We start from the raw sequence: 7,260 nt of genomic DNA on the forward strand, positions 1-7,260 counted from the left end.
TCGCCTGTTGTATCGCTACAAACGCGTGCGGGTATCTCCCGTGTTGGCGCCGTTGAGCAAGGAGCTGCCGGGCGAGGATGAAGTGCGTCGCGGGCTGGCACTGGGCGAATTCCGGGCGTGGTTCCAGCCGCAATTTCAGCTGCAGGGCGGTGCGGTGATTGGTGTCGAAGCGCTGGCCCGTTGGCAGCATCCGGCGCGCGGCACCCTGTTGCCCTGTGACTTTCTCGCCGCCGTGCTGGCTTATGACCTGACCGACCAGATGTTCAAGCAACTGCTCGAACAGGGTCTGAACCTGCTGGGCATTTTGCGCCATCGCGGCGTGACCTTGCAGTTGGCGTTCAACCTGCATGCCTCACAGTTGATGGACAGTGCACTGGTCGAACACATCAAACTGGCATTGGAGCGTCATGGGTTCAAAGGGGCGGTGCTGATGCTCGAACTGGCGGAAAACGGCTTGCTCGATTGCCCGCCGGGCACGCAGGAGAACCTGCTGCGCTTGCGCCTGCTCGGTTGCGGGCTGTCGATTGACGATTTTGGCGTAGGCTTTTCGTCGCTGAAGTTGATGTGTCAGTTACCGTTCACTCAGATCAAGCTCGATGGCCGCTTTGTCCAGCACCTCGATCGTCAGCGCAATCGGGCGATGGTCTCCAGCACGCGGGCACTGGCCCGTTCGCTGGGGATGGATCTGGTGATCGAAGGCGTCAGCGGTCCAAAGGTGCTCGAGCGTTTGCGCGAGCTCGAATGTGAATTGGGTCAGGGTTATTACCTGGCCCGGCCCATGACCGGGCATGACCTGCTGCAGTGGCTGGAAAAGCCTGAAGGCGGGCGCTGACCCTTGCGTGACTTTGTGCAGTTATTTTCAAGATTTTTCCTACACTCCAGTGATGCTCGTGTATTTTTCGACATGAGGATCGCCTGGTCTGCTGTCCCATCATTATTCGTGATGTTGCCGATGTTGTTGATCGACGTGTCCTACAGGGGTTTTTATGCTCAAAGCGATCATCGTGGACGATCATCCGTTCATTCGCTCTGCGGTCAAGATGCTGTTGAAGCAGGAACATTTCGACGTTGTGGCCGAAGCGGATAATGGCGCCGACGCTGTGCAACAGGCCCGCGAACACACTCCCGATCTGATCATTCTGGATATCGCCATGCCCAAGCTCGACGGCCTGGAGGTGATCTCGCGTATCAGTGCGCTGAACCTGCACTGCAAGATTCTGGTGCTGACCTCGCAATCAGCGCAGTTCTATTCCATGCGCTCCATGAAGGCAGGCGCGGCGGGCTATATCTCCAAAACCAACGATCTGGACGAATTGGTCAAAGCCATCAAAGTAGTGATGGACGGTTATACCTTTTTCCCCAATCTGGCCAGTAGCTCGGTCCGGCGCAGCGATGCCCAGGCCACGGATCTGGAACTCATCCAGAGCCTGTCAGACCGCGAGCTGACCATTCTGCAGCAGTTGGCCAAGGGGCTGAGCAACAAGGAGATCGGCGACGCGATGTTGTTGAGCAACAAAACGGTCAGTACCTACAAGACGCGTCTGATCGAGAAACTCAACGTCAAGTCGGTGGTGTATCTCGCTGATTTCGCCAAGCGCAACAACCTGCTCTAAATGATTATTTTCGTCAGAAATTGCCTTGCCGGTCTTGCGCTGTTCGGCTCCCTGTCGCTGCAGCAGGCAATGGCCGTTGCGCAGCCCGATACGTTGCAGCTGCTCGGTCGCTCGGATGTCCAGGAGTACGCCGTGCCACTGGATGAGCCGGACTGGAGCTGGTTGCGGAGCAAGGGGCGCCTGTTGCTCGGCGACAGCAGCCCCGATTACGCGCCTTTTGCGATTACCGGCAACGGCAATGACTACGAAGGTCTGACGGCCGATTACGCGCAACTGATCGAACAACTCCTGCACGTCAACGTTGAGGTCCGGCGTTACGCCTCGCGCGGCGATCTGCTGGCTGCGCTGAAAAGCGGCCAGATCGATATGATCGGCACCGCCAACGGCTTTGAAGCGGCGGATCCGCAATTGGCGATCTCCTTGCCTTACGCTGACGATAATCCGACCCTAGTGACGCGCATCGATGAGAGTCACAACCTGCCGGAAGACCTGGCAGGCAAACGTGTGGCGATGCTCTATCACTACCTGCCTCCGGAAACGGTCCAGGCGTTTTACCCCAACGCCAATGTGCAACTGTATCCCTCGACACTGACGGCGATCGGTGCCGTGGCGTTTGGTCAGGCTGACGTTTATCTGGGCGACTTGCTCAGCTCCAATTACCTGATCAAGAAGAACTACCTTAACAACGTTCAGCTCAGCGATTTTTCGCGCATGGAAACCCAGCCCTTCAGTTTTGCCGTGACCCGGGACAACACTCGGTTGTTGCAGATTCTCGATGCTGCATTGAAGGTCATTCCTGTTGATGAACGCATGAGTATCCGGCGGCGCTGGAGTGTCGGCGGAGTGGCCATTCCCGGCCAGCACCGGCTGCATTTCAGTGTCAAAGAGCAACGCTGGCTGGATCGTCATCCGCGCATCAAAGTCGCGATCAACGAGAACTTCCTGCCGCTGACCTTTGTCGACGACGCCGGCAACTTTCGCGGGATCAGTGCTGACGTGCTGGCCAAGATCAGTCTGCGCACGGGGCTGCAATTCGATATGCAGCGCGTGGATTCGGTCGATGACCTGATCGGTGAAGTGACCAGTGGCAGGGCCGACATGCTGGCGGCGTTTACGCCAAGCACCGAGCGCGAAGGCGAATTGCGTTTCACCCGTCCGTACCTGATCAATCCGTTCGTGCTGGTCATGCGCCGTGGCGGTGAGCCCAAGACCCTCGATCAGTTGGCCGGCAAGCGTCTGGCGCTGATCCGCGGCAACGTCTTGCGCGAATACCTTGTCGAGCAATATCCCTCTGTGCAACTGGTCGCCGCAGACAATGCCGCCGAAGCCATGGAGATGGTCGCCCAGGGCAAGGTCGAGGGCGCGATCAATTCGCTGGTCAGTGCCCGCTATATGATCTCGCGTCAGTACCGCGACACATTGCAGGTCAGCAGTACCGTCGGCACCCAGCCTGCACGCATTGCACTGGCGACCAATCGCGGTGCGCTGGAACTGTACTCGATTCTCGACAAGGCCCTGTTGAGCATCAGCCCGGAAGAAATGGACGAGCTGACCAACCGCTGGCGCAGCGAAGTGGTGGTGGATGACAGTTATTGGCTGCGCAATCGCGACATCATCCTCCAGGGCTTCGTGATCGCCGGCGCGTTGCTGCTCGTGGCGTTTGGCTGGATTGCTTATCTGCGTCTGTTGATGCGCAAGCGGCGCCAGGCGGAAATCGCTCTGAACGATCAAATGGAGTTCATGCGCGTGCTCATTGATGGCACGCCGCATCCGATCTACGTGCGCGATCGCGAAGGCCGCCTGGTGATCTGCAACAGCGGTTACCTGCAGGTATTCGGCACCGAGCGCGAAGCGGTGATCGGCAAGTTGGTGACGGACGGCGTGCTCAGCGATGTGCAGCAGGCACAGGTTTTTCAGGATGACTATCTACGGGTGATGGAGGAGGGCTTGCCGAGCATTCAGGACCGTAGCCTGAATCTGGCGGACGGCCGCGCGCTGACGATCTACCACTGGATGTTGCCTTACCGTGGCAGCGACGGTGCCGTCACCGGCATGATCGCGGGCTGGATCGATGTCAGCGAGCGCCAGCATCTGTTGCAGGAGCTGCAAATCGCCAAGGATGTCGCCGATGACGCCAACCGCGCCAAGACCACGTTCCTGGCGACCATGAGCCACGAAATCCGCACGCCGATGAACGCAATCATCGGCATGCTCGAACTGGCGCTGAAAAAGGCCGATCAGGGTGTACTGGACCGTTTCGCGGTCGAGGTGGCTTCGGGCGCGGCGCGTGGGTTGCTGGATCTGATTGGCGACATTCTCGACATTGCACGGATCGAATCCGGCCGCCTGTCGCTGGCGCCGGAACGCGCCAATCTGCGAGAGCTGGTTGAGTCGGTCGCGCGCATTTTCGAGGGCCTGGCGCGGCAGAAACAGTTGCGTCTGCAACTGGATCTGGACGCCCTGAGTAATGTCGATGTGTTGATCGATCCGCTACGTTTCAAACAAGTGTTGTCGAATCTGTTGAGCAATGCCATCAAGTTCACGGAGGCGGGGCAGGTGGTGTTGAGTGTGCAAGTCGAGAGCGGCAGCGATGAGCGGCTGAGTCTTTGCCTGCGCGTCAAGGACACTGGCCGCGGGATCTCGCCTGCGGATCAGACCCAATTGTTCAGTCCGTTTGCCCAGGCCGGTAATCATGGTCAGTCGGCGCAAGGCGGCTCCGGGCTTGGGCTGGTGATCAGTCGTACGCTGTGCGAAATGATGGGCGGCAGCCTCACGCTGACCAGTGAGCTGGGGCGGGGCACGCAGATCGAGGTGCTGTTGAATCTGCCGATACTTGAACCGCTGGACGCAGCGCCCGACGAGGACGTCGAGACACTGCGGGCCAGCCACAGCCTGAATATTCTGGTGATCGACGATTACCCGGCCAACCGTCTGCTGTTGTCGCAACAGTTGAGTTATCTGGGGCATCGGGTGACGGATGCAGAGGACGGCGCCCATGGCCTGCGTGCCTGGCGCAACCAGACCTTCGACGTGGTCATTACCGACTGCAATATGCCGATCATGAATGGCTACGAACTGGCCCGGGCGATCCGTGATGAGGAAACTGCACGAGAGTTGCCGCGCAGTCTGGTATTGGGGTTCACCGCCAATGCGCTGGCCGAAGAGAAGGATCGTTGCGCCGAGGCCGGCATGGACGATTGCCTGTTCAAGCCGATCAGCCTCAAGGACCTCAATCTGCGCCTGGCCGCTGTCGTCCCACGGCCGCGTTCAGCGACTGATGAATTGCCCGGTGATTGCAGGCCAGGTGACATCGACCTGGCCAGCCTTGAACAACTGACTCGTGGCGATCGCGCGTCGATCAACAGTCTGTTGAGCGATCTGGCCACGAGCAACGCGCAGGACATGGCCAAACTGATGCGCCTGTTTACCCAGCACGACATGGTCGGGCTCGCTAATCTGGCTCACCGGGTCAAGGGCGGTGCGCGCATTATCAAGGCGCACTCGCTGATTCAGGCGTGTGAGGCGCTGGAGGTCGCCAGTGAAGGGCTCGACACGCAAGTCCTGACCGCCGCGGTGGATGCCTTGCAGCAGTCGATGGAGCAGTTGGCTGCGCAGTTGGACGAGCGTCTGGCCTGACAAAATATTCCATTTTCCCTGCTGTCCTTGAGAATTTTCCTACATTCGTCACTGACCTTACGTCGCTAACGTGCGGTGTTCTCGGCGTACCGCCGAGCTCACTTCACTGGCTAACGTTTGGAGTTGTTGATGACCCTTTCCTCTATGTCTTCCCGGGCACGACTGGTCGCCTGTGGACTGGCCGTCGCTGCGGTGTTGAGTGGCTGCGCCAGTGCGCCCATTCCCGAGCAGCAGGTCTCGCTGTCACGTGACGCGGTCAATCGAGCGGTCTCGGCAGAAGCGACGCAATATGCGCCGCTGGAAATGAAGGCCGCGCAGGACAAAATGTTCCTGATGGAACGCGCCTTGGGCGAAAAAGACTATCCGCAAGCCAGGCTGCTGGCTGAACAGATCGAAGCCGATGCCAACCTCGCCGAACGCAAATCGCGTGCGGTGAAATGGCAAAAACAGCTGACCGACGCCCGCAGTGGCATTCAGGTGCTCAAGCAGGAAATGTTGCAAGACCCGGTTACCGGTTTCAATCCGCCCGCCAGTGCCCAATAAGGAGCGATACATGCCTACTTTCAAATTACTGCCAGCTGTATCGCTATCTGCTTTGATACTCGCCGGTTGCGCCACACCACCGGAAAACCCGCAATTGCTACAGGCTCGCGCACAGTTTGCCGCGTTGCAGCAAAAGCCCGAGTCCAACACCCTGGCGGCGATCGAAACCAAGGATGCGTTCAGTGCGCTGTACAAGGCTGATCAGGCTTCGATCAAGGATCGCCAGGCGGCGGACGTCGATCAGTTGGCGTACCTTGCCAGGCAGAAAATCGCACTTGCCGAGCAGACCATCGTCGGGCGTCAGGCCGAAGCCGGGCTGAAGAAAATCGATGCCGAGCGTACTCAGGTGCAGCTAGACGTGCGCACCCAGCAGCTCAAGGCGCTGCAAGCGATGAAGGCGCAGAAAACCCAGCGCGGGGAAGTCGTCACCTTCGGTGACGTGCTGTTCGACACCGGCAAGGCCGATCTCAAGCACGGCAGCCAGCGCAACTTCGAACAACTGGCGCAGTACCTGACAGCCAATCCGGAACGCAAAGTGCGCATCGAGGGTTTTACCGACGATGTGGGTAGCGAGGATTTCAACCAGCGTCTGTCCGAGCGTCGTGCGGATGCGGTGGCCTTCGCCCTCCAGCAAATGGGCATCAGCGCTGATCGTCTGATCACCAAGGGCTACGGCAAGCAATTTCCGGTGGCCGGTAACGCTGATGCGCGCTCCCGTCAGCTCAATCGCCGGGTGGAGGTGATCATCTCCTACGGATCGACCATGTTCGGCGCTCGAAACTGACGATCGACGAAGCGAGCCTGCAACGGGCTCGCTTTTTTCGTCAAGGACCCGGACGAGACCGGTGGGTGTGCTTAGGAAATTTCCTACACGCTAAAAGAAAAGTCCTACTCAGAAAATCCCGCTGCTTCTCTAAATTACCGGCTTCCCGAGTGCGAGCCGGCTCCATCAAAGGTTCGAACTCAACCCGATTTACGCCGTCGCCCGAAGGGGTGCACGTGAGGATCAGTTGATGAAAAACCGTTTCCCTTTGTTCCAGCGCACGCCCGTTGCCATCGCCGTTGCATTGCTGCTGCCGATGTACGCCAACGCCTATACCGCTTCGGTCGACAGCGGTGCGGTGGTCTATGACGAGAGCGTGACCAGTGGCGTGCAGTCGATTGGCACCCAAGGCACGGCGCATCGCACCACTGTCAGTGGCAGTGGTTCGCAAAGCGTGTTCAGTAATGGCGTGACCTACGACACGGTGGTAGACGGCGCGATGCAGAACGTGGCCAGTGGCATCAGCCATGGCACGGTGGTCAACAACGGCGGCACGCAATTGGTCGGCACCAGCGGCATTGCCAATGACACCGTGCTCAACGCCAGTCAGCAGACCGTCACGCGCTCCACGGTCAATCGCACCCTGATCAACGCAGGCAGCGTACAGACCCTGGATATCCTGGCCATCGCCAACGATACCCGGGT

Annotated in this window: 5 protein-coding genes and 1 pseudogene; all 6 read left to right on the top strand. The window is 59.1% G+C overall.

From position 1 onward, the window contains the following. On the top strand, nucleotides 1-832 hold an 832-nt coding region (locus DBR24_RS13085; protein ID WP_256591449.1), incomplete at its 5' end, for an EAL domain-containing protein. A gap of 154 nt (nucleotides 833-986) precedes the next feature. Beyond that, nucleotides 987-1,613: a response regulator transcription factor gene (locus DBR24_RS13090; RefSeq protein ID WP_128614968.1), complete on the top strand. Its 627-nt coding sequence runs from the start codon at nucleotides 987-989 to the stop codon at nucleotides 1,611-1,613. Then, nucleotides 1,614-5,249, top strand: a complete 3,636-nt coding sequence (locus DBR24_RS13095) for a transporter substrate-binding domain-containing protein (RefSeq protein WP_128614969.1) — start codon at nucleotides 1,614-1,616, stop codon at nucleotides 5,247-5,249. A 129-nt stretch (nucleotides 5,250-5,378) separates the two neighbouring features. Then, a complete protein-coding gene (locus DBR24_RS13100) occupies nucleotides 5,379-5,792 on the top strand; it encodes a DUF4398 domain-containing protein (RefSeq protein WP_123463479.1) in 414 nt (137 codons plus the stop codon). Between the two features lie 10 nt (nucleotides 5,793-5,802). After that, nucleotides 5,803-6,576 carry an OmpA family protein gene (locus tag DBR24_RS13105; protein ID WP_128614970.1) on the top strand — a complete coding sequence of 258 codons (774 nt, stop codon included), beginning with the start codon at nucleotides 5,803-5,805 and terminating at the stop codon, nucleotides 6,574-6,576. A gap of 229 nt (nucleotides 6,577-6,805) precedes the next feature. Beyond that, nucleotides 6,806-7,260 (top strand): annotated as a pseudogene (locus DBR24_RS13110) (hypothetical protein); the annotation flags it as partial.

The sequence above is a fragment of the Pseudomonas sp. HMWF006 genome (assembly GCF_003061205.1).
GTDB lineage: Bacteria > Pseudomonadota > Gammaproteobacteria > Pseudomonadales > Pseudomonadaceae > Aquipseudomonas > Aquipseudomonas monsensis.